Origin of the sequence: Thalassoglobus sp. JC818, assembly GCF_040717535.1 — a bacterium.
Lineage (GTDB): Bacteria > Planctomycetota > Planctomycetia > Planctomycetales > Planctomycetaceae > Thalassoglobus.
This window is the reverse complement of the sequence record NZ_JBFEFI010000007.1, coordinates 15,218-38,232: the sequence shown is the minus strand read 5'-3', so window position 1 is coordinate 38,232 and position 23,015 is coordinate 15,218. Positions and strand designations below refer to the sequence as shown.

Here is a 23,015-nt window from a genome sequence, read left to right as displayed (position 1 = left end):
AACAAAATCGGTAGACGCTTTCTCGACGTCTCCCTTGTCGCATGCGGAGTGATTGATCACTCTCCGCAGGATGCCAATTACGTTTGACGAGTGCACTCGAAAGAGTGAAAATGATTCTGCTCAATCGAGTTGAACCAACTTTTCAGCGGCACTCGTCCGCTAAAACTGACTTCCCCCAACAACCGATGTTCTCTGCCACAATAACCCCTCTTTCGTAGAGAGGCACACGGATGAAGAGCGAGTCTTGGGAACACGTCACTTTGGATGGGTTCCTTCCCCTCGTGATTGCAGCGAGTCCGACACTTGTCGCGATTTGCTTCCGGGAAGGACACATTGTACAGGTGGTTGCTGCGGTCGTCGCGCCGGTGCTGGCAGCCTTCTTAAGAGCAGCGATTGGAATCCACCAGTTGGAAAGCGTTTCGGGCGGACATCCAAACTGGGGCCGTCAGGTCTTGTTCTCGCTGGGAATCGTTTTGCTTCTACTCAGCGAAATCTTCGTCAGCACATTGCAGTTCGCCCAGAACGAGTCACTGGCAGCGTGGTTTTTCCCCGCTGGCCTGTTCTGCTTCTACCTGACGGTGATGCAACTCGCCCTCAGCCCGGACCCCGATCATCAGAGGCAGCAACTCGCTTCAACTGTGGAAAACGTCCTCTGGGACTAGAGTAAGTTGCTCTTTCTTCTGCACTCGCATGTGCTGTTTCAACAATTAAGAAGGTTGAGTTTGCTCGGGCGAGTGAGTGCAAACCTTAAATCAACTGCTTTCCTTGCCAGTAGTCAAAAGAAAACGCACCTGTCGGTGAACCAACAGGTGCGTTTGTTTTTGAGTCGACTTCTCAATCTGCCGTGAGTCGTCCGGCGGTGCTCAAGCAATCGTGTAATGATTGAGCGACCTGGACTCTCCCATCTTTCCGAACGCACTGTTTCAAGGCGTTCAAGGCGGGCGGTGGACGAGCTTAGACTGAGAAGCTGCTACCGCAACCGCATGAGCGGCTTACGTTTGGATTGTCGAAGGTGAAACCGCGTTTTTCGAGGCCTTCGTAGAAATCGATTGTCGTTCCGTCCAGGTGCAAGTCGTGGTTCTTCTGGACAGCCACGCTCAATCCGTGCTGCTGCGAAACGTGATCCTGCTCAGGATTTGCGACTTCGTCGAAACCGAACTTGTACTGAAATCCGGAACATCCGCCGCCTGCCACTCCAACGCGGACGACAGTTGTCTCTGGCATGTTTTGCTCAGAAATGACTCGTTTGATTTCTGAAGCTGCTTTTTCTGTGATAATGACCATCTGTCAGTCTCCTTCGCCTGGAAAGGACGAGTCGAAACAAGTGTGTTTGAATAACTCCGCGAATTATAGCTTGCCTTGTCACCGGGTCAAAGATGACTCGATGACACTTCACGTATTCTATCGGATCAATTGACCGAAAAAAGCACTTTCCCTCCCTAAACAAGCCCGGACTCCCTGGATTGAAGAGGTTTTTGAGCCGATTTCGGCTCATTTCCAGTCGTCGAGAAACCGCTGATCAATGGAATTTGCGGTCAGCGGCGAGCAGAAATTCCCGCATCGGACATTGAGAGCATTTTCTGATTTTGTGTGCACGATCTCACACGAGCAACTTGCTCTAGTCGTCACTTGATCCGAGGTAAGATCGGTCAACTCCCAGTAGAACTTTCAGGCTTGTCGACGCGATTCCCAAGGCAATTCCAATCATGATGGCTCGATTTCCGGCGGTATTGAAAATCTTCATGATGTAGACCGTCATCTGATCAATTCTCAGAGCTGAAAACTGATCGGGTATCCAGCTCGTCATGGCCGTCCCGAGATACGTTCGCCCCAGGAGCACGATAAAAGCCGTGCCCAGCAACAACGTTGCTTCCAGATTCTTGGCCCGGAACGCACGGAATGCAGCTGATGCAACGTAGAACGCGAGCAAAGCGAAGGTCGTTGTCATCAACGGCTGAAGCACGTACTCGTAGGTCCACCAGAAGGGGTTACCTTGAGCGCTGAACTCTCCTGACCACGGATACTTCACCCGATGGGCAGCCATGAACAGCTCGCCGACAGCAACTTGCCACGCATAAAGTTCCGCTCCGGGGACGAACAGAAACTCTTGCTGGTCTCTCGAAAGTGGGCCGACTTTCAACAAACCGATCCCCAGATTCTTCGTTCGAGCAGCTTCTCGCTCGAGTCCGTTCCAAAAAACATTGATTGCCACTTTCTGTTCATCAAGCAGTGGCCCCAGTGACTCGAGTTCACCGATCAGGGCGGCCATGTCGACACTTCCACTCTCAATAAATGAACTAATGGCATCTTCTTGAGCGGCGTTCATCAACACTGGTTCAGGTGCTGGAAGCATTAGTTCGAGGTCGGAAACTCCGGAGTCTCGTTCGGCAACCAGGACTGCGAATGTTTTCGGCTTGGCGGGACGAATTCCGGCCGAATTGATGACGAGGGGAAGTGCACTCAATCCCGGATCGGTGCCGAGAATTTGGTCGAGAACTTCGACCTGTTCATCATTCAATGGAGCGCCCAGTTCCTCCAGTTCGGAACGGACGTCTGCAATTTGCTGATCCGTCATCGGAAGTGCCGGCAGGAATCCCGACCAGACATTCGCCATTTTGTCGCGTAAGTCCGTGGACATCGGTCCGACGATTGTCAATTTCCCATCGGCATATTGAACACGACTCGCTTCCGATTCGGGAATCGAAAACGTCTCCGGCGGATCGACGGAGATAGACGTTTCGGCGTGGGTCAACTCATCCAGACTCACCACTGCCTCTTTCGCGAACTCTGTCTTTGGCAGGTCTTCGAGGAGTTGGCCTTCCAGCTCTTCTGTCAGCACGCCTGAAACGGCCAATGATTCGTGATCGGCGTAGTACTTGACTTTGCCACCGACATTTTCCGGCTGACTCAAATCGAAGAGCTCTTCGACCAGTTTCTTCCAGTCGAGAGTCTCTCCGTATTTCAGTAGGTCTTCCTTCTGGTTCTTATTCATCCATCCGTGGAAGACCAATTTTCCATCGTCAACGCTCAGTTGCCTGCGAACGGACGCGGGAACCGGCTCTCCATCGCCTCGCTGGGGGAGTTCTCCATCGACAGAGAACTCCGGCATCATGGAAATGGGAAACGGAACAAATGTCTCTCCATAGAACTCCACATTCGACGTCGGTGGGCTCCCGACTTTGAGTAGTCCGAGCAGCAGAGTTCCGAGAAAGGCAATGATCGTGACCGCTGAGTACCCCCAGCCGGCTTCCTGATCGCTGATACTTTTCAGGTGTAGCTTCAGAAGGTTTCCACCGCCCAGAATAAACGCGAGCGCAGCGAGGATGTCGAACCAGATCGCCGCACCTTCACCCCATTCCTGAATGGCAGGAAGAAAGAAGGAAATGATCAACACGAATCCGGCAATCGCCGTAATCAATAACGGGACAGTCCGTTTCATTTCGCCGTTATCCTTCGAGGGCCTGAGGTATTTTCACGCTCAACACAGGTGCGTCGATTACTTTCCAACATCAACCGGAGACGCGGTGCGAATACTCTCCGCTTCGGCATAACAAAGACGCAAGGCATCACACGCCAGTTCTGCAGAAAGCACACGCGGGACTTCCCCCTCCTGGACAGCTCGCACAGCATCCTGAATCTCATTGGTGAACGCGGCACACCATTCCCCGGTTCCACCTGGATCGGGTGTTTCAATCGGCCCTGAGTTCGGTATCAACGTCAACGGGCGATTCACAACCCATTCTTCGCCATAGGTTCCGCAGTCGAACTGAATCGTGGCTTCTTCCAGCATCAACTCGAAGCTCTGAGCGAATTTCAACTGCCCAGCTGCGATGCCTCCACTGATGCAAGAGACAGTCAAATCTGGATCGTCATATAAGTACTGTGTGCAGACATGGTTTACGAAACCATCTCGCAGCATTCCCCGTGAGAAGACTCGACCTGGAATTCCACACAAGAGCCCGATGTAATGGTTGTCGTGAATGTGGAGATCAATGCCCCATCCGCCGAGTTTACGGAAGTCTTTGATATCGCTGGACCAGTCAGGAGGAGCAATCACCCGACGGAATGAAGCTGCTTCAAGCTTTCCATATTTTCCGGAAGAGACCGCTTGATGTGCCCATTGAAATTCCGGGAAGTAGGGAAGCACCTGAGCGACCATCAACATTCGACCGGTTTCTTCAGCAACAGCAAGCATGCGTTCTGCTGCATCGAGATCAATCGCAATTGGCTTTTCGACAAGCACATGTTTACCCGCACGCATGGCTTCAATCGCGGCTGCTTCATGCTGATCGGTCGGCAAACAGATGTGGACGAGATCGATGTCCGGATTTGCCAGCAACTCCTGACGACTGGCGTAAGCTGTGACGCCTGTCAGGTCCGTCTGTTCGCTTCCACGGGGACCGAAGTTGCCTTGAATGCTGGACCAGTCGCCGGACCGCTTCTTTTCGTCGCGAGTACAAAAAGCGACAACGTTGCCACCGTTGACAGACTTGGTGGCTTCGAAGTGGGTCATCCCCATGAATCCAAGCCCAACAATTCCGATCTTCACATTCATCCGTAACGACTCCTGCAACTGTTTGAGATTTTGGAACAGTATCAAAGCGACCGAACCAAACCAACTCATCCTGAATGAACCAGAGCGGATGCTTTCGAACAATTGTCATCACAAACTCTGAAGTAACTTCGCGCGGTTGGCACTTTTGTATCTGGCTCCCCGACTTCTTTGTTCCCGACTGTGTGATGGTTCACAGAACCTGTTGCCAAGATCCAAGAGACTCTGAAACGTCGCGAAGAACAATCGTGAATGCGTGTCGATGCAGACACGATGCTTCCTGACATCACCGAGGTGATCTTGTGCGGCGGCGTGGATTGTTTTGTTGATAGTGAATTCATGTGGCTTGAGCGTTCCGTTTGGCGTTGTATGCGCCAATCACTAAGAACAGAATCTCCCCGCGCCGCCGCACAATCTCATCTCCTCGAGCTCGTCAACACGAGATACTTCCGGCTGTTGCCAAACTCTGATTCTTCAGAGCAATCAATGAGCCTTTGATCGACGATCTCTTTCTACCCTCGCGTCTTCTTTTCAATGCGTCTCTGCTTATCGATCACATTGAATCTGGTTGACGCCGATCAATCGTCACTGTTCGTGACACGCTTCACTGCCCGTGGACTTCGCTAATAGTCCAAGCAAACTTCCGCTTCGGGATCATTTGATTTTGATGGTCAGAGAAAGAATTGAACTCATACATATGTATCGTGCTTTGCGTATTCTCTAGTCGCATACGAAGCATTTCTGTGCATGCTCTTCAACACATGCTTGATCGTGATTGAAGCAGAACTCGTTTGGCGAGCTGATTGCCTACTCAAACGAACAAACTGGCCATTGGCACACCTGTTGCTTTGCAGAGAATTGTCGAACGTCACACGTTTTGCTGACGGAGGACCTCCGAGTTGAAGTGTCAAATGGAATTGACGACTTCAGTTCGACACGCGCTCGTCGTCCACTGTTTGTTGACGGCTTGTTAACCACGTATTCCTTATTAACTGCAAAGTAACTGACATGACCAATTACAAAAACCGATCGCGATGGACTGCACTGCTCGTAGCTGCATCACTGACGACATTTGTGGGCTGTTCGAAGTCAAATCCATTGAATCGACAGGCGGTTCAAGGTGTCGTCACGCTTCAGGGAAAACCAATCACGAGTGGATCGATTGAATTTCATCCACAGGGCGACGAAGGAACCATCTCGGGAGCAACAATCAAAGATGGTTCGTACTACGTTGACCCATCTCGTGGAGTTCCTCCGGGAAGCTACATCGTCCGTGTCTTCGCAAGTGATGAAGACACACTTGTGCACGACGTTCCAGGTGAGTCACGAGGTGTTGTTGCCAAGCAAATCGTCCCGCCTGAATTCAATGTAAAAAGCCAGCTATACCTGACTGTCAAAACAGATCAGAAGAATGTCTTTGACGTCGAAATCCCAACTATGGCCAACTAGAGCAATTTCGACTCTGGCTTGCAGTGATTCGCAAGGGCAAACACAGCACTCATCAGAACAGTAGAGTTCAAGCGAGTGCAGAGAGGCGATGAAAAATCTCTCCCCGCATTCGTCGAACATCGACATCTCTCTCGCACGGTCGTCTTTAGATTTTATAACGGAACGAACTCAATGAAGACTCAACGTCGACGCGGATTCACGCTTATCGAACTCCTGGTGGTCATCGCCATCATCGCAATCTTGATTTCACTGCTGCTTCCCGCAGTTCAGCAGGCACGTGAGGCGGCACGTAGAACACAGTGCAAGAACAATCTCAAACAGATTGGACTTGCGATGCACAACTACCACGATGTCAACAAAGGGTTTCCTGTTGCTCAGTTTGGATGTTGCTGGGGAACTTGGATCGTTGGAATTCTGCCTTACATCGATCAGGCCAACCTCTACAACATCTATGTGAACGATCGAAAATATGGGGTTCCATCAGATACAGCTCGCTACGGACACGCGGCCAACTTGCCAGTCACCACCACACGACTCGTTTCTCTGACATGTCCCAGCGATTCACCGAACGTGCCAATTGGCGAAATCACATCGCACAACTACGCTGTAAACTTTGGAAACACTGCTTTCGGGCAACATGCAGAACTCAACGGCGTTGAGTTTGGCGGGGCTCCCTTCATCAACACGCCAAGCGGCACCCCTGCTCGGAACCAGAGCATCAGCGACCTGAGGGACGGAACAACTTCAACGATCCTCGTATCTGAAGTGCTGCAAGGTGTCGATCGCGACCTCCGAGGATTCGCCTGGTGGGCAGACGCAACTCAGTTCACAACTTATCTTCCTCCGAACAGTGCGATTCCAGACCGAATTTACTCCTCGTCCTACTGCAACAACCTGCCTGAACAGAATCTTCCTTGCGATGTCTCATCGACAACGAATCCAACGATGTTCGGATCACGCAGTCGACACGTCGGTGGTGTTCAGGTCACACTTGCTGATGGATCATGCCGATTCATCTCCGAGAACCTGAGCCTCGACACATGGCGAGCCCTGAGTACAGCGAAGGGTGCAGAAGTCATCGGAGAGTTCTAAATCAGAGCCGATCAGATCCCCATAGCATTCAATAAAGCAATGACAGTTTGAGGGCCACTTCTTCAGCATCGCTTAATTTTGAGATCCAACGACCTCGCAACTGATGCCGAAGAGTAGTCACCCCAACCGTTCAACAAACGCGAATCGTATGGACAAACTGATCGAAGTCTGACGAGACCACGAAACAAGGCTGCTGACGAAAATCTGACTGGGGACAACGTGTTCTCAGTCAGATTTTTCTATGCGCCCATCTCTCCTCAGAAGTGATTCAATTGCTGGCGCCGTGCGATGAACAACTTGCCGATCCTGTCACTCTCAAAAAAGCAAGCTCACCGCATCGATTGCAGTGAGTCAGCGATTTGGGAACTCAGCAAAGTGGAGCAAGACTCCACACGGATCCCAAACGTAGCAAACCGTGGCTCCGTACGGTTCGAGCTTCGGCTCTTGAACTCTCATCGACGGATAGCGACCGGTCTCAAGCATTGCCTTTGCATGCTGGTACCAGTCTGCCGCTGAATCGACAACGACATACACCATGAAGTTCTCAGCCCACTCTTTGGCATAGAAGTCTTGCAAGAAGAATCTTGCCTCAGCGAGTTCGACTTCGGCGAGCTTGTCTTCTCGCCAGTTCAACTTCCAACCGAGATCCTGGTAGAAGGCAACGGATGTTTCAAAGTCTTTCGTCGGAACGAAGAATTTAACATCTCTTGCTGTAGGAGTTGCCATGGTCACTCAGCTTCAACGGTTCAAACTTCGAGAGCGTCAAGGTCGTCCATCAGAGAATCGAGGTCATCTTTCGGGGCTTTGTCTCGATTCTCCTGACGCTTTGGAATTCCGACTTCCATTCCGACAGCATCACGACCGTCCTTGAGCAGTTCCGCATCACGCTCAGCAACAGCGGTCTCTAAGGCGTCCCCTGCTCCGCCTCCGCCGAACAGTTGAGTCAAATCGATCTTGAGGCCTGCTACTTCCCCAGCAGCTCCGGCGATCGCTGGAGTTTTGTGTTGAGGGAAAATGATGGCATTCTCCGGACAAACACGGCTGCAAGCGGGGCATCCCTTCTTACAGTTGTCTTGTGCTTCGACGAGAATTCGATCGAGTGTATCAACGCCGTACACACCGAACAGACAGAAGTCGATGCACTCCATGCAGTTCGTGCAGCGACTGTAATCGATGACCGGGTACCAGCGACGTTTCGGGGAGTCTTCTGCCTGAGGTGATGGAAGAGTGATTTCCTCGCCACCGTTGGATTGCGGTGCCAGATACCGCTTCATCTGATCGGGATTCGGTTGCCCAGTGATCCAAGAAAGCAGATCGACTGTTTCCTTCGCGTCTTCTTCGACGATGCGCTGAATCTCTTCGAGATAAGTTTGTGCGTCCGAATGGACTCTCAAATCGAGACAGTAAATCGACCGGTCGGGAACATCGACTGATCCCAAGACATCCGGCGAAGGCTGCTCAGGAGTTTCGTCGTCTTCGTCTTCATCATCCGATCCGATGAGCGTGAAGCCTTCCTTGCCGCGAATCTGCTGCCGGTCAAGAATCCAGCGAGCCGCTCTCGGATAGAGCCACGACAGCACGACCAGATCGCCTGGCACGTTCCGGAGAAAGAGCGTTCCGGTATGATCGGCTGCGAGATCGTACAAGTGCGGAACCAACGAAACTTCTACGTTTCCGGCAAGGATCAGTTGCATCGCAATCTCTTCTTCAAGCTTGCGGTGCTTGGGGTTTTTGCTTTGTCCTTGAGAGAGAACGACGGTCAATTTTTTCTTGTCAGACATAGCTCGTCTTGTCGAAGGAAAACTTCATTTCAATCAGACGCCGAGAGAGACTGCCATCAACGCCGCCTCCTCCACTCTATTCAAACCCGCCCCGACCCGACAAGTTCCGATCTTCATGCAATCCCGCGATCGAACATCAATCCTGATTGACCTGCCCTTTGAGAACTCGCTGGGTTTCTTCCCATTTCGTCCCGAGAAACTCGACATACTCATCAGCTGTCATGAATTTCATCAATGTTTCAAAATTGTACAACCACCCTGCTCCGTAAGAATCCGTGTTGATCGCAGAAGGATCGTCAAGCAGTGTTTCGTTGAAGTTCAGCACCTTCCCCTCACCGGGGGGATACAAAGTCGAAACAGCCTTTGAGCTTTCGATCTCCCCAATTTCCTGCTTACGTTTGACCGCCGTGTAGGGATCGATGGTCCAATCCAGAAAGTAAACGTCTTGCAACAAGCGGACGGAATAAGCAGTGAAGCCGATTCGGAATCCTCCAGGACCTTCCTGCGCCCACATGTGATTCTCGCAATACACGCGATCTTGGGGAATCCGGGCTTCGTACTTGCCCATCATAAAAGTCAGTGGGTCGGACATTATCGATTTCTTCTCACGTAACCGGTTTGCGTCTGCGACGCGCGAACAACATCTGATTGACAGGTTCTTCTCTGCGGAAATTCAATGGTGCGAGAGTCTCGTCGTTCGACACTTCTGAGGCTCTCAACTCGAACTAAAATCACCCGATACTCTGACTATACCAGTTTTCACAAAACCGTTCGCGTCTCCCAAGGGACACAACACCACTCTCTCTAGATGTCACTCTTGGAGATGATCTCTGAGACTATGCAATACGCGTTAGCCACTCTGTGGAAGATCAAACAATTGCGAAAATCGATCGAGAACCGAATGCTTCAATGCAGAGTACTCAGCGGTATCAAACTCACCTGACTCGACGAGCCGGCCCGCTTCATCGCGAGCTTCGGTGAGAAGTCGGGAATCTCGCAGGAAATCTCCGAATCGCAACGGGACACTCCCGTGCTGCCGTGTGCCGAGAATGTCCCCCGGACCACGTAGTTCAAAATCCTTCTCAGCGACAACGAAGCCATCGGAGGTTTCTTCCAGCACCGAAAGCCGAGCAACTGCTTCTGGCGAAGTCGCTTCAGAGACAAGAAAGCAAAATCCTCGAAATTTTCCGCGAGCCACCCGCCCACGAAGTTGATGAAGCTGCGAAAGGCCGAAACGCTCCGCATCCAGAATGACCATCAAGGTTGCATTCGAAACGTCGACGCCCACTTCGATCACTGTCGTTGAGACAAGTACATCGACTTCATGATCACGAAACTGAAGCATCGTCTCTTCGCGGAGGTCTCTATCCATTCGACCATGCACCAGCCCCAACCGAAAATCAGGCAAGCTTTGCTGCATCCTTTTGTAAATCTGCTCAGCCGATGCCTGTTCGGAGTTGGAATTCTCCTCGACAAGTGGGCAGACCACATACATCTGCCGACCGGTTCCCAACTTCTCTTTAAGAAAGTCCCATGCTTTTTTCTTTTGTTCCGCTGATTGAATTCGAGTCGTCACCACCGGCTGACGTCCCTGCGGCTGATCTTTCACAACGGTCAGATCGAGATCCCCAAACTGAGTCAAACACAACGACCGGGGAATCGGTGTCGCTGTCATGACGAGAACGTGAGGCGACAATTGCCCCTCAGGGCGGCTGAACTTCGCTCTCTGGGCTACGCCGAATTTGTGTTGTTCATCGATGACAACTAACCCGAGATTCGCGAACGCGACTCCTTCCTGAATCACCGCTTGCGTTCCCACGATCACCTTCACATCGCCCGAAGAAATTCGATCCAACGTTTCACGCCGTGCGGCGGGCCTTAAGCTGCCGGTCAGAATCTCGACATCCACATCACTCCCGGACAGAAGGTCTCGCAGCGTGTGTGCGTGCTGATTCGCCAGTAACTCAGTAGGAGCCATCAGAACCGACTGACTTCCATTAGCAAGTGCGAGCAACATTGCGTAGGCCGCAACAGCAGTCTTCCCGGCTCCCACATCTGCCTGCAGAAGACGGTGCATCGCGTTGCCGGATTGAACATCGCTCACCACATCTTGAATCGCGGCTTTCTGCCCGTCGGTGAATTCGAACGGAAACAACCTGCGGATTCTTGAATCGATCTTGGCCGAAGTTTGAAAGACGGGAGCGTCACGCTGCTCATCCCATTGTCGCCGACGCAGAGCCACACCCAGTTGAAACTCAAGCAGATCTTCGAAAACGATCCGCTTTCGAGCCTGAGTATATTCCTCCATCGACTCCGGTTGGTGGACATTTCGAAGTGCTGAGCGAAGGCTCGGGAGTTGGTGCAATTCCAGGAACGATTCCGGGAGACGATCGCAAACTTGATCGTCACATTCAGTAAGAGCGGTCGCAATGAGTCGCTTTAAATGAGGGAGCTTCAGCCCTTCCGTCAGCCGATAGCGAGTGAGAATTAACCCACCGGTCCCTTCATCGTCGACATCCAGCCACTGAACTTCCGGATGTGTGAATTCCCACCGTCCTTGATTGACCTTCGGTTTGCCTGAGAAAAGAACTCGCTGCTGGTCTTGAAGCTTCTTTCGCATCCATGGTTGATTGAACCACACCCCGCGAACATAACCCGATCCGCAGTCGAGCAGGCAAGCTGTCAATGTTCGACCATTGCGCAGAGTTTTCACGTCGACGTCAACGACAATCCCTTGGACGGATTGCTCGGTCTCTTGTTTCAGGTCTTCCGGACGGGCGACATGAGTGAAATCGAGTACGTCACGAGGAAGATGCCACAACAGGTCTTCGAGAGTCTCAATCTTCAGCTTACTCAAAAGCGGAGCGACGTCAGGACCGACTCCGGGAAGAAACTGGACATCGGTGGAAAGAGTCAGTTCCGGCATGTGGCGACGTCGGGCTAAAGCATCATTGTTTTTCGTTCTCAGCGAATCACACGGTCAAAGCAACAAATTCTCGTGAGAACTCGTGGATTCTTAAGAGCATACTCGACATGCGATCGAAGCCAAACCGTCCAGCTTTGAACCACGTTCTTCGCGAGAATTCACCTATTGGAACGCCTTGGTCGCAGCCACTGCGAGTTCATCGCAGCGTTCGTTTTCGGGATGACCGCTGTGACCTTTGACGACCGTGAAACGCACTTGATGATTGGAGAGCAATTCGTCCAACTGTTGCCACAGCTCAAGGTTTTTCACTGGCTTCCAGCTCTTGCCTTCCTTCCGACGCCAGCCGTTGCGTTTCCAGTTCGGCATCCACTCTTTGGAACCCTTGGCGACATAAACGCTATCGGTAACCACTTCTACTTCAGAAGGGCGAGTCAGCGCAAGCAATCCACTGATGACAGCCATCAGCTCCATCTGGTTGTTGGTCGTCTCACGATCGCCTCCGCTTCCCTCTTTTTCTGTGTTGCTGGCAGGATGCCGCAACACATACGCCCATCCGCCTGGACCGGGATTTCCGCTACAGGCGCCGTCGGTGAAGAGTTGAACAAACGGACGCGGCTTCGATTCAGTCATCGCTCTCGGAGTCTTGTCTCAATGCAGCCTCCGTCCAATAACTGAGCAGCAGCCAGAACGTCTATGACGTGACTGATCGAACGCGAAGCTCGGCAAATATTCGCGGCGTCTCGGACTACTTTGCCCGATAGACAATCCGTCCACGGTTGAGGTCATAAGGAGAAACCTCAACCTTAACCTGATCTCCTGGAACGATACGAATGAAATTCTTCCGCATCTTTCCGGAAACGTGAGCGAGCACGATGTGCCCGTTCTCAAGCTCCACTCGAAACTGGGTATTGGCCAGTGCTTCCAGCACTGTCCCTTCCATTTCAATGGCCCCTTCTTTGGCCATAGATTTTCAACCTTTCAGATGATGACAGCGATCGCAACCAAGAGCCTTTTCGTCCGCGTTTTCCAGTACTCGGACGATGGAACGCAGCAACCTGCAAGTTCAAATCGTGGGCCGAGTGCATCGCGGAAAGCAACGTGCTCTAAGATACTGGCGTCGCCAGAGTGTAAGAATCGAAGGAAAGATCATATCGCCCAAGGCCGAAAAGAGCAAACGGGTTCCGACATTCGCGGTAGTTTTCACAAACACCCGCAACTTAACTCCGCTCAATGCTGAAGTGATTGAACTGCTTCTTGTTGAGCTGGAGCAGTATTACGAAGGCACATCGTTCGATTCAGCTGCAGGCAGCGTTAACCGAAATTTGGTTCCCCGCCCCGGTTCACTTTCACAGCGAATGGCCCCACCGTGAGCTTCGATGATTTTTCGTGCAGTCGGCAAACCCAATCCGTTCCCGCTCGGTTTGGTCGAGAAGAATATGTCGAAGACCTTGTCACAGGCCTCTTTTGAGATTCCGACTCCGGTGTCGATGATGTCGAGAACGACACTATCGCCTTCGCAACTCGTCTGAAATTCGAGTGCTCCCCCTTCTGGCATCGCTTGCTGTGCGTTCTTAACCAGATTCGTCAGCACTTGATTGAACAAGCGAGTGTCCAAACAGACCGGAGGCAGATTTGCCCGCAGATGCGGACGAACATCGATTTGATGCTCATCCGCTTCGGCCTGATAGAACTCGAGAAATTTGGTCACGACATCGTTGAGTTTGGCCTCTTCCAAATGAAGTTGCCCCGCCCGAGCGAATTGCAGAAAGGATTCGAGAATGCCTTCCAGATTTTCGCACTGCCCCTGAATTGTCCGAAGGCGCTTCAACGTGCGTTTCGACTGGGGAGTGTCACTCACTTCCAGATCCTCGAACAGGAGTTCGAGGTTCATCTGGATAGTGGAGAGTGGATTTCGAATCTCATGCGCAAGACCGCCAGCGAGCGTCGCAATCTCGGTAAATTGCTGCTCGAACGAGCGACGCCCGTTCGAGCCAGATGCATCAGATTCGACCATAACTCACACCGAGTGAACTACTGCGGCGACCTATTCCTCTTCGTCATCGTAGAGATCGTCATCATCGTCGTCGTCTTCATCGACATCGACGAGATCATCATCCTCTTCGACTTCGTCATCGTCGTCTTCTTCGCCCTTCTGTTCAATCAGAACAGCTTTGCGAGACAGCTTGACGCGGTTCTGATCGTCCACAGCGATGACTTTGACTTCGATCAGTTCCCCGATCTTGACGACGTCACCAACAGACTTCACGAAGCCATCGGAGAGTTCGCTGATGTGCAGCAGACCGTCTTTGCCAGGAGCAATTTCGACGAAGGCACCAAAGTCTTTGATCGAGCTGACTTTTCCAGAGTAAACCCGTCCCACCTTGATCTCTTCGGTGATGGCTTCGATGCGAGCCAAAGCGGATGCACAAACGTCTTTGGAATCTCCAGAGATTGTGATTGTGCCGTCATCCGTGATGTCGATCTGTGCTCCGGACTCTTCCTGGATCGCACGAATCGTTTTGCCTGATGGTCCGATGACCAGACCAATTTTCTCTGGATTGATCTTGGTCGAGAGAATGCGTGGAGCAGAATCTGGAAGTTCTGGGCGAGGTCGACGAATCGTCATCAACATCGTCCGCAACAATTCGCGGCGGGCTTCACGAGCCTGAGTCAGTGCTTTACGGATGATTTCTTCGTTGATTCCGTCAATCTTGAGATCGAGCTGAATCCCGGTGATGCCTTTTTGTGATCCAGCGACTTTGAAGTCCATGTCGCCGAAGTGATCTTCATCACCCATGATGTCCGTCAGAATCGTGTAGTCGTCACCTTCTTTGACGATTCCGATCGAGATACCCGCAACGGGTTGAGAAATCGGAACACCGGCTGCCATCAAACCGAGTGTCGCACTACACACGGAAGCCATTGAGCTACTTCCGTTCGATTCGAGAATGTCCGAGATAATTCGAATCGTGTATGGGAAGACTTCGCGGCTTGGCAGGACTGGAGCAACTGAACGTTCGGCCAATGCACCGTGTCCGATTTCACGTCGGCCTGGACCACGAATCGGGCGAACTTCACCGACAGAGAATGACGGGAAGTTGTAGTGCAGATAGAAGTTCTGGCTAATTTCGTCGAACAAGCCGTCGACCCGTTGTTCGTCGCGAACCGTTCCGAGAACGACTGTCGCCAGAGATTGAGTTTCTCCGCGGGTGAACAATGAGGAACCGTGGACGATTGGGAGCAAATCGACTTCGCATTCGATGTGTCGCAACTCATCCGTTGCTCGACCATCAAGTCGTTTACCGGCGATGGTCAGCTGTCGACATGCTTTCTTGTCGACTTGATAGAAAGCTTCTTTCAGATCGCCGAGTGTCCGGCCATCTTCGAGTTCTTCGAGTCCATCCGGGAAGTGCTTTTCGATCAGTTCATCGCGAACGGCTTTGGTCGCTTCTGAACGTTCCTGCTTTTTGGTGCTCTGACGAGCCTCTTTGATCTTCTCGCCAGCTTCTTCCTGAACGATGGAAATCCAAGGATTCTCTGCTGGTTCTTCGTATTCGAAAGGCTCGATTCCGGCAGCTTCGACGAGTTCGTCCTGAAGCTCACAGATCTCGATGATCGCTTTGTGGCCAAACATGAGTGCGTCGACCATTTGATCTTCCGGGATTTGATTTCCAAATCCTTCGATCATCAACACTGACTCTTTGCTTCCCGCCATGACGAGATCGAGTTCGCTTTCCGCCATTTGTTCAACTGTTGGGAAGAGCACGAACTCATCGTCAATCAGTCCAACACGAACTCCGCCAATTGGCCCCTGGAATGGCAATGGAGCAACCATCAGGGCTGCACTTCCGCCAGTAATCGCCCAGACATCCGGGTCGTTCTCTCCGTCGGAAGACATGACGTTAATCATGACCTGAACTTCGTCCCGAAAATTTTTCGGGAACAGTGGTCGAAGTGGACGGTCAGTCAGACGGCAGGTCAGAATTTCGCGTTGGGTCGGACGACCTTCGCGTTTCAGGAATCCTCCGGGGAATTTCCCGGCAGCTGCAAATCGTTCACGATAATCGACAGTCAGAGGAAAGAAATCGGTGCCTGGCCGTGAGGGACCTGTCTGGGACGCAATAAAGAGTGATGTTTCCCCGTATTTCAGAAGGATCGATCCACTGGCCTGCTTCGCAAGTTTTCCAGTCGAAAGACTGAGAGTTCGACCGGCAATCTCACGTGACACTTCGAATTCTTGACTCATCTACCAAACCTCTTTTCTAACAACCAACAACAAAATCCAACGCTTTCGGTGAACCGGCTAACAATTGGGAAATCGATGTCACGAATTCCACAAACTTCAGCGATCACACCATCACCAATTTCGAATCTCTTCTTGATCACGGTTCGCTTGAAACCGGCTGAGTGATGGTTGAACCGAAGAGCAACCCGCAACTCATAGAAGACATCTCAATTCGCGTTGAACAACTCCGTTTTCGTTCTTTTTTCGAAGACTCTTGTGCGAACTGAGACTTGCGGCTGACGATCGAAAGCAATTGCAGCTGAGCAAATTGCAACGCCCGACGACTTCAGCTCTCCACAGATTCATTCCACTTACAAAAGCCCAGATGGACAGCGGGAGAAATCCGCTGAGACTTCACATCCTGTCCAATATCACCTGATTCCAGAAGGCCTCCCCGACTTGGGGCCCAGAGCTCGAATTTGATCACAACTTCCAACTTCAACGTGACCGAACTACTGACAAGCTCACACTCTCTGAAAATCTCGCATTGCTCAACCCAACAACAACTTGTTGATCTTAACAATGCTTTGCTGCACCGCGTCCGCCTGACTGGAACGATTCATCTCGAACGAAATGTCTTCCGGGCGGACCAAGGCACATTAAATCTTGTCGACAGAACCTCTTCGAGCCACTTCGGCCACCAGCAACGACCAACACTCGGGAAGCGAGATTCGACAACAATCGACTACTTTCGAATCTCGAGCTTCGTGATCAACTCAACGTAGCGGGCTGGATCTTTCTCTTTCACGTAATCCAACAATCGGCGACGGCGGCTGACAAGCATCAACAACCCTCGACGGCCAGCATGATCTTTCTGATGGGAACGAAGGTGTTCCGTCAGTGAGTTAATCCGTTCAGTCAACACGGCAATTTGAACATCGGGCGAACCAGTATCGTCGCCTGATTGCTGAAACTCGTTGACTAATTCAGACTTACGTTCTTTCGTAATTGACATCCATTCGGCTCCTCAGCCGTCCACATATCGCCGGAGCGACAATCCTAACCAGATAAACTTTCCGTTTTGACAAGCCGTGGAATGTAACAGGTTCACTGTCCAATTCAACTGACGACACGAAGTTACGTCTCGAAATTGGTTAAGAATCCGACGAATTCAGAAGTGGTTTGCGGCTTCGAATCAGAATTCCTCCACTTTTTCTTCGAACGTTCGCAGTTTTTCCGAGGTACGAAAGTAACCGAGATTGCTAGATTTGAATACACACTCGAAAACGGCGTCTGCTCGCTGTAAATCACGACACCGAATCTCTTTGCACTCTGACCGATCCAATTTGATTGATGTCCGAATGCGACCTATACTGAATTGATCGATTTCGACCGCAAACCTGTTGCCTATTTCAACTTTGGATCAACAAGGCGAGCGGCTCGATCTTCGTTGTTTTATGGACTCGACAGGCTTCTTTGAATCGACAGGGACTTGAAATGACACAAGCGATGAAGGACATGCCGGCTTGGGGCATCAGCCTCGTCATTAACTTGTCGATTCTGGCGATCTTCCATTTTGTCGTCTATCACCGCCCTGCGGAATTCGACAAGACAAGCATTACGAGTATCGTCGACGATTCGGCTCATGAGGAAGAACTTCGCTTCACCGAAACCGCAATGGATCAAGTCGGGACCGAAGGCGACGCATCTTCGCTAACACAATCGCTCAGCGCAGCGACAGTCGTCGGGAAAGAAGATACCCCGCTCGACGAACAGGTCGAAGAAATCCTCAACCCACAGATTCGTCCCCTGACCGATTCGATGGTCATCGAACAACAGGGAGACATTTCAGCGTCCGTCGATGTTAAAGGTTCCAGCGAAAAGATTGAACGCGGTGTCGAAGGGGCGATGGACCGGATTGCTTTCGAGATTCGCAGTTCGCTTCGAGACCGGAAGACGCTTGTCATCTGGCTGTTCGATGCCTCCAGCTCGTTGAACGAGCGTCGATCTGCGATTGCCGATCGCTTTGACAACGTCTATCGACAAGTTGGCGAAATGGGTTCGACCGACGCCCTCTACTCCGTGGTCGCTGCATACGGAAACACTCCACAGCTGCTGACACCTGAGCCTCTTCAGGACATTAAGGAACTCAGCACGACCGTTCGCGAGAAAATCCAGGAAGACAAATCTGGCGTAGAAAATGTCTTTGGCACTGCGAAATTGCTCCTCGAAAAGTATCGAAACTGGCACAAGCACAAAGGCCCGTGGAACAAGCTCGTCTTTATCGTCACTGACGAACGCGGAGATGACGCTCCTCAATACCTCGAAGAAGTCATCTCACTGGCCAAGCGATCCCAGACCCGTTTCTTCACCATTGGAAACGCAGCGATCTTCGGGCAGCAGAAGGGCTACGTGAAGTGGACCTACGACGATGGATTTGTGGAGTACCTGCAAGTCGATCAGGGACCAGAAAGCGCTTTCCCGGATGGAGTTCAGCTTCCGTTCATTGGAAGCCAGAGTGACTGGCGAATCAAACAGATGTCCGCCAGCTACGGGCCATACGCTTTAACGCGTCTGTGTGCTGAAACCGGGGGGATGTTCCTCATCACTCAGGAAAGCCGCGGACCAACGTTCGATCCGGCCATTATGCGTGAATACTCACCGGACTATCGCCCTGTGAGACTGCAGGCGGATGAAGTCAAAAAGAATGCCGCGAAAGCTTCGCTCGTTACCGTCGCGCAAATGACATACGACGACGACTTGCCTGTGCCGGAACTGACCTTCAGAGCTTACAACGACAACATTCTGCGAACCGACATCGGCGAAGCCCAAAAGCCGGTCGCGGAGATTGACTACAAACTTCGTCGCTTCTACGAAGCGCTCAGTGCTGGCAAAGATGATCGCGACAAGATTCGCGAATCACGCTGGCAAGCTGCATTCGACCTCGCGATGGGACGTATTCTGGCCATGCGTGTCCGGTACTTCGGATACAACCAGATGCTCGCTAACATGAAGGTCTCTCCGAAGTCGTTCGAAAAAGACGACAGCAATATGTGGCGACTTGTGCCAGCCGACGACATCTTGTCTGGTCCGGAAATGCGAAAAGCTGCCGCCACGGCTCAAGAGTATCTGAAACGCGTGATCGACGATCATCCCGGGACTCCCTGGGCACTGCTTGCAGAACGTGAACTCAGTTCAAAGCTCGGATGGAGTTGGAACGAATTCAGCCAACCGATTCCCGGATCTGACGGTGTGACACGTGCAAGTGATGAAGAAGTTGCTCGACTGCTTCTGGCTGACGAGGAACGCCGGCAAATGGAACGTAAGAAAGCTTCGAAGCCACGAGACAAACCTAAACTCTAAGTCGAGTGTTTGCCTGTTTGAGACCGCTCCCCCCAATCAAATCTCACGGATTGACAATTCAATGCCGCGGCAGACGTTGTCTGTGATCATCGCTGCGAACTGTTTGTGAACAGAGGGGACGGACTTTCACCAGTCTCCGTCGTCGCATCACAATCGTCGCGATCAGACGAATCCTGACGCCATCCATTTCAAAGCGATCAGCAATTCTGATCAATGCAAAATCGCGCATAGATCGTTACCAGTTCATGGCATATGATTTTGCACACATATTCATTTTCATTGATTGAGACTTTGAACAGAGTCCAAACCGGTAGTCGAACCTGCAGTTCTTGCTGCCACTAAGGTAGGAATTGAAGAGCGACATGCTCTTTCATCGGACTCATTCCGGTAATCACCTGTCTGTCGACAATTCAAGAAGGTGATCGCCCGACATTTCGCCACATCACGTAAGGACATCGATCCGAACATGATCTCCAAAAATATTCCCGCGCTCCTTATTTCCTTGATCGTCCACTTCGCCGTTCTCGGTGCGATGGGCTTCTATCGGTTTCAGATCATCAAAGATCTCGACGTTGTCGCTGTCGAAACAATCATCGAAGACGAACGTTTGCAGCAAGAGTTCGAACAGGATGTCAGCGTCGACACACAAGTCTCCGAAAGCTTGTCTGTGCAGTCAGGTGGAACGATCTCGACCAACATCGGTGCCGCAGCTGCTCAACCCGCCGCTCAAACGAAAATTGAGCAGTCCGAAGCACTCAAAGATCCAGACATCAAAGTCACTGCGATTTCTGACATCAGCTTGCCGGGACTTGGAGAAATCGCTGTCGATCTGGGCGAAGGCGAAGTCTCCGGCGAAGTTGGAGCGAGAGTCGAAGGATACGGGGCGGCCATGCATCGCCTCACTCAGGAAATTATCCGGATGATGCGCGAGCAACCGGTGATCGCTGTCTGGATGTTCGATGCTTCCAACAGCTTGCAAGACGATCGCAAAGAGATTCGCGAGAACTTCCACAAGATCTACGACGAACTCAACATCGCCAAAAATCAGGCGGAGTCGAGGAAAGTCCGATATTCCCCGCTGGAGACAATGGTTTGCAGCTTCGGAAGCGATATTCGAAAATTGACGCAGAAACCAACGAGCGAAATCGAAGAGATCAAGAAGGCAATTGATCGCGTTGAAGATGATCCTTCAGGAATTGAAAATCCATTCAGCGCCATTTCAAGAGTTCTCGACGAGTACGGGAAGACAGCCCTGAACTCTGACCGAAAACTGATGATCATCGTCGTCACCGATGAGTCGGGGACAGACGATCAAATTCTCGAGGAAGTGATCAGCAAGTCAGAAACGATTCGCTCACCAGTCTACTTCCTCGGACGCGAAGCGGTCTTCGGTCATCCCAAAGCTCGGGTTCGCTGGAAAGATCCAGAACCGCCGAACCTCACCCACTGGGTTTCGATCGATCGCGGTCCGGAAACCGCATTTCCGGAATGCCTCCAGTACACAGGATTCGGTGATCGCTGGGATTCTCAATCGAGCGGATTCGGTCCGTACGGACAGGTGCGCCTTGCGAAGAAATCAGGCGGAATCTTCTTCATGCTGTCAGGCGAAGAACAAGACCTCGCCGGACGCCTCGCCTGGACGGATCGAAAGTTCGACGATTTGGCCATGAAGGAATATGAACCACTCCTTCTGGCACGTCGTGACTATGAGCAGTCTCGAAAGTCATCCGAATTTCGCGACACATTGTGGCAAGTGATTGTCATGCTGAACCCGAACCTCGATAAGCAGCTCAACATCAAACGCTGGGGGTATTCGATTGAGCCGGCTGAGTTCGATGCTCAGGGGAAAGAGCAGTTCGACAAAACTCTCCGTGCGATGTCGCGTGTGAGTGCTGCCCTGAAAGAAGTCGAACGGATCGCCCCGATGCGCGCAGAAGAACGCGAACCACGCTGGCGAGCGGCTTACGATCTTCTTTACGCCCAGTTGATGTCTTACCGCGTCCGCCAGTTTCAATTCCTCTTGGCGCTCGATCAACACTCGAGACTTCGCCCGAAACTGAAGGACCCGAAATCCAACGAGTGGTACTTCGAGCACACACAGAAATTGCTTGAACCGGACGAAGAACAAATTCGCCGGACCAAGGTCGATATGACCGAACTCAACTCTCAGCGCGAACAGGCACTCGCTCTCTACGATGTGGTCATCAAAGAACACCCCGGAACTCCGTGGGCAGTTCGTGCCAGTGCAGAAAAGCGGTGGGGCTTTGGAATCACCTTTGAAGAGCGATTCTGGGATCCTCGCTACTACGACGAAGCCTATCGCAACAAACGAATTCCGAAGTTCTAAACCGTTCGGTCGTTCCTCTGGACTCGCATGGGCGTTCGCCAGTACTGTTGGAAATAGTTTCCTCTCGGGTTGCTTGCGTGCAACCGCGAAGGCTATTTCAATGTACTGTGAACGTGACCTCTCAACTGAATTGTTGATGATCTGAGACCGGAAGAGACGCATGCCAGACAACTGGACGACTTGGGGAGACACAGCCGACGGAGCTTCTTATGGCGGTCTCACACTGCAAAATGAGTACATCCGTGCTGTCGTAACGAACGCAGGTGCTTCGCTCGTTTCTCTGGAATCTCCTGATCGAACAGGCGAATGGAAGAACATCGTCGTCACTGCACAGGAGCGAGAAGATTATCTCACGAATCCGTCGTTCTTGGGAGCGACAGCGGGAAGATTCGCGAATCGAATCGCTCGAGGGGAATTCGAACTCGACGGCTCGAAATACAATCTCGCGATCAACAACGGCCCCAACCATCTTCACGGCGGTGAAGTTTCCTTCGCACACAAAATTTGGCAGCTACTGTCGCCGAGTCGAGAGTCAGTCACGTTTCGACTCGTGAGTCCGGATGGTGATGAAGGTTACCCGGGAGAATTGACCGTCGAGCTGACTTACCAGTTGAAAGGTCGCGAACTCATCCTCAATTACTCTGCGACGACGGATGCTCCGACCGTCTTAAACCTGACCAACCATACGTATTGGAATCTCGCCGGTGCCGGGCGCATCGACGATCAACTCCTGCAAATCTCAGCAGACCGGGTTTTGGAAAACGACTCCGACGTTCTCCCCACCGGAACAATTCTTGATGTTGCTGGCACACCCTGGGACTTCCGCACGCCCAAGCCGATCGGTAAAGATCTCGCTGAAACGGACGGCGGATACGATTCCTGTTTCCTCATCAGCGGAGCAGACGGATCACTTCGGACGGCGGCAATTGCGTCAGATCCTGCTTCTGGAAGAACGATGGAAGTTCTGACGACGGAACCGGGAATTCAGCTCTACACTGCGAACCACTTTGACGGAACACAAGCGAGTGCGGGTTGGGAACAGCACACGAGTTTCTGCCTTGAGTCCCAACATCTTCCGGACACTCCCAATCATCCGGAATTCGAATCCGAATTCGGCACGACCACACTTCGCCCTGATGAAACCTATCGCCAGACAACGGTCCACCGATTCGGAATTTCCTAGAGCAAGTTGCTCTTTCCTGTGCACTCGCTTGCTCTGTTTCATAAGATCAAAGGCTGTGTTTGTTCGTGCGAGAGTGTGCACACCAAATCGAGAAATG

General features: G+C 51.8%; 18 protein-coding genes. 6 read left to right on the top strand and 12 right to left on the bottom strand.

Annotated features, from left to right (window positions below):
* Window positions 1-230: 230 nt before the first annotated feature.
* Window positions 231-662: a hypothetical protein gene (locus tag AB1L42_RS18050; protein ID WP_367059174.1), complete on the top strand. Its 432-nt coding sequence runs from the start codon at window positions 231-233 to the stop codon at window positions 660-662.
* 292 nt (window positions 663-954) lie between these two features.
* On the opposite strand, the gene AB1L42_RS18045 is transcribed toward AB1L42_RS18050, so the two are convergent.
* From AB1L42_RS18045 to AB1L42_RS18035, 3 genes are all read right to left on the bottom strand, one after another.
* Window positions 955-1,284, bottom strand: coding sequence for an iron-sulfur cluster assembly accessory protein (locus AB1L42_RS18045; protein ID WP_367059171.1), 330 nt, complete (start codon window positions 1,282-1,284; stop codon window positions 955-957).
* A 334-nt stretch (window positions 1,285-1,618) separates the two neighbouring features.
* Complete coding sequence (locus AB1L42_RS18040) at window positions 1,619-3,439, bottom strand: hypothetical protein (RefSeq protein WP_367059168.1); 1,821 nt, start codon at window positions 3,437-3,439, stop codon at window positions 1,619-1,621.
* 57 nt (window positions 3,440-3,496) lie between these two features.
* Window positions 3,497-4,555, bottom strand: a complete 1,059-nt coding sequence (locus tag AB1L42_RS18035; RefSeq protein ID WP_367059165.1) for a Gfo/Idh/MocA family oxidoreductase — start codon at window positions 4,553-4,555, stop codon at window positions 3,497-3,499.
* A 1,005-nt stretch (window positions 4,556-5,560) separates the two neighbouring features.
* Here AB1L42_RS18035 and AB1L42_RS18030 point away from each other — a divergent pair.
* Together AB1L42_RS18030 and AB1L42_RS18025 are read left to right on the top strand one after the other, a co-directional pair.
* A complete protein-coding gene (locus AB1L42_RS18030; RefSeq protein WP_367059162.1) occupies window positions 5,561-6,001 on the top strand; it encodes a hypothetical protein in 441 nt (146 codons plus the stop codon).
* Between the two features lie 171 nt (window positions 6,002-6,172).
* The gene (locus tag AB1L42_RS18025; protein ID WP_367059159.1) at window positions 6,173-7,093 is read left to right on the top strand and encodes a DUF1559 domain-containing protein; all 921 of its coding nucleotides are present in this window, start codon (window positions 6,173-6,175) and stop codon (window positions 7,091-7,093) included.
* A 351-nt stretch (window positions 7,094-7,444) separates the two neighbouring features.
* Here AB1L42_RS18025 and AB1L42_RS18020 read toward each other — a convergent pair whose 3' ends face one another.
* The 9 genes from AB1L42_RS18020 to rpsO all read right to left on the bottom strand — a co-directional run bounded on the left by AB1L42_RS18020 (window position 7,445) and on the right by rpsO (window position 17,040).
* Window positions 7,445-7,819: a VOC family protein gene (locus tag AB1L42_RS18020; protein WP_367059156.1), complete on the bottom strand. Its 375-nt coding sequence runs from the start codon at window positions 7,817-7,819 to the stop codon at window positions 7,445-7,447.
* A gap of 20 nt (window positions 7,820-7,839) precedes the next feature.
* A complete protein-coding gene (locus AB1L42_RS18015; protein WP_367059153.1) occupies window positions 7,840-8,874 on the bottom strand; it encodes a ferredoxin family protein in 1,035 nt (344 codons plus the stop codon).
* Window positions 8,875-9,010: 136 nt separating this feature from the next.
* Window positions 9,011-9,466, bottom strand: coding sequence for a glycine cleavage system protein H (locus AB1L42_RS18010; protein ID WP_367059150.1), 456 nt, complete (start codon window positions 9,464-9,466; stop codon window positions 9,011-9,013).
* A gap of 258 nt (window positions 9,467-9,724) precedes the next feature.
* Window positions 9,725-11,842 carry an ATP-dependent DNA helicase RecG gene (gene recG / locus AB1L42_RS18005; protein WP_367060051.1) on the bottom strand — a complete coding sequence of 706 codons (2,118 nt, stop codon included), beginning with the start codon at window positions 11,840-11,842 and terminating at the stop codon, window positions 9,725-9,727.
* A gap of 120 nt (window positions 11,843-11,962) precedes the next feature.
* Window positions 11,963-12,430: a ribonuclease HI gene (gene rnhA, locus AB1L42_RS18000; protein ID WP_367059147.1), complete on the bottom strand. Its 468-nt coding sequence runs from the start codon at window positions 12,428-12,430 to the stop codon at window positions 11,963-11,965.
* Between the two features lie 115 nt (window positions 12,431-12,545).
* Window positions 12,546-12,764, bottom strand: a complete 219-nt coding sequence (infA, locus tag AB1L42_RS17995; protein ID WP_367059143.1) for a translation initiation factor IF-1 — start codon at window positions 12,762-12,764, stop codon at window positions 12,546-12,548.
* 309 nt (window positions 12,765-13,073) lie between these two features.
* Window positions 13,074-13,814, bottom strand: coding sequence for an ATP-binding protein (locus AB1L42_RS17990; RefSeq protein WP_367059140.1), 741 nt, complete (start codon window positions 13,812-13,814; stop codon window positions 13,074-13,076).
* A gap of 30 nt (window positions 13,815-13,844) precedes the next feature.
* Window positions 13,845-16,046, bottom strand: coding sequence for a polyribonucleotide nucleotidyltransferase (locus tag AB1L42_RS17985; protein WP_367059137.1), 2,202 nt, complete (start codon window positions 16,044-16,046; stop codon window positions 13,845-13,847).
* Window positions 16,047-16,770: 724 nt separating this feature from the next.
* Complete coding sequence (gene rpsO / locus AB1L42_RS17980; RefSeq protein ID WP_367059134.1) at window positions 16,771-17,040, bottom strand: 30S ribosomal protein S15; 270 nt, start codon at window positions 17,038-17,040, stop codon at window positions 16,771-16,773.
* Between the two features lie 482 nt (window positions 17,041-17,522).
* Here rpsO and AB1L42_RS17975 point away from each other — a divergent pair, with 482 nt between their 5' ends.
* The 3 genes from AB1L42_RS17975 to AB1L42_RS17965 all read left to right on the top strand — a co-directional run bounded on the left by AB1L42_RS17975 (window position 17,523) and on the right by AB1L42_RS17965 (window position 22,918).
* Window positions 17,523-19,388, top strand: coding sequence for a vWA domain-containing protein (locus AB1L42_RS17975; protein WP_367059131.1), 1,866 nt, complete (start codon window positions 17,523-17,525; stop codon window positions 19,386-19,388).
* A 466-nt stretch (window positions 19,389-19,854) separates the two neighbouring features.
* Window positions 19,855-21,735, top strand: coding sequence for a vWA domain-containing protein (locus AB1L42_RS17970; RefSeq protein ID WP_367059128.1), 1,881 nt, complete (start codon window positions 19,855-19,857; stop codon window positions 21,733-21,735).
* A 160-nt stretch (window positions 21,736-21,895) separates the two neighbouring features.
* A complete protein-coding gene (locus AB1L42_RS17965; protein WP_367059125.1) occupies window positions 21,896-22,918 on the top strand; it encodes an aldose epimerase family protein in 1,023 nt (340 codons plus the stop codon).
* The last annotated feature ends 97 nt before the right edge of the window (window positions 22,919-23,015 follow it).

Excerpts from the sequence above, each read along its gene's own strand:
- AB1L42_RS18025 (WP_367059159.1), top strand. The coding sequence starts at position 6,173 with ATGAAGACTCAACGTCGACGCGGATTCACGCTTATCGAACTCCTGGTG.
- AB1L42_RS18040 (WP_367059168.1), bottom strand. The coding sequence starts at position 3,439 with ATGAAACGGACTGTCCCGTTATTGATTACGGCGATTGCCGGATTCGTG.
- AB1L42_RS17975 (WP_367059131.1), top strand. The coding sequence starts at position 17,523 with ATGACACAAGCGATGAAGGACATGCCGGCTTGGGGCATCAGCCTCGTC.
- AB1L42_RS17990 (WP_367059140.1), bottom strand. The coding sequence starts at position 13,814 with ATGGTCGAATCTGATGCATCTGGCTCGAACGGGCGTCGCTCGTTCGAG.
- AB1L42_RS17970 (WP_367059128.1), top strand. The coding sequence starts at position 19,855 with ATGATCTCCAAAAATATTCCCGCGCTCCTTATTTCCTTGATCGTCCAC.
- AB1L42_RS17965 (WP_367059125.1), top strand. The coding sequence starts at position 21,896 with ATGCCAGACAACTGGACGACTTGGGGAGACACAGCCGACGGAGCTTCT.
- AB1L42_RS17985 (WP_367059137.1), bottom strand. The coding sequence starts at position 16,046 with ATGAGTCAAGAATTCGAAGTGTCACGTGAGATTGCCGGTCGAACTCTC.
- infA (WP_367059143.1), bottom strand. The coding sequence starts at position 12,764 with ATGGCCAAAGAAGGGGCCATTGAAATGGAAGGGACAGTGCTGGAAGCA.
- AB1L42_RS18050 (WP_367059174.1), top strand. The coding sequence starts at position 231 with ATGAAGAGCGAGTCTTGGGAACACGTCACTTTGGATGGGTTCCTTCCC.
- AB1L42_RS18030 (WP_367059162.1), top strand. The coding sequence starts at position 5,561 with ATGACCAATTACAAAAACCGATCGCGATGGACTGCACTGCTCGTAGCT.
- AB1L42_RS18010 (WP_367059150.1), bottom strand. The coding sequence starts at position 9,466 with ATGTCCGACCCACTGACTTTTATGATGGGCAAGTACGAAGCCCGGATT.
- AB1L42_RS18045 (WP_367059171.1), bottom strand. The coding sequence starts at position 1,284 with ATGGTCATTATCACAGAAAAAGCAGCTTCAGAAATCAAACGAGTCATT.
- rpsO (WP_367059134.1), bottom strand. The coding sequence starts at position 17,040 with ATGTCAATTACGAAAGAACGTAAGTCTGAATTAGTCAACGAGTTTCAG.
- AB1L42_RS18020 (WP_367059156.1), bottom strand. The coding sequence starts at position 7,819 with ATGGCAACTCCTACAGCAAGAGATGTTAAATTCTTCGTTCCGACGAAA.
- AB1L42_RS18035 (WP_367059165.1), bottom strand. The coding sequence starts at position 4,555 with ATGAATGTGAAGATCGGAATTGTTGGGCTTGGATTCATGGGGATGACC.
- AB1L42_RS18015 (WP_367059153.1), bottom strand. The coding sequence starts at position 8,874 with ATGTCTGACAAGAAAAAATTGACCGTCGTTCTCTCTCAAGGACAAAGC.
- rnhA (WP_367059147.1), bottom strand. The coding sequence starts at position 12,430 with ATGACTGAATCGAAGCCGCGTCCGTTTGTTCAACTCTTCACCGACGGC.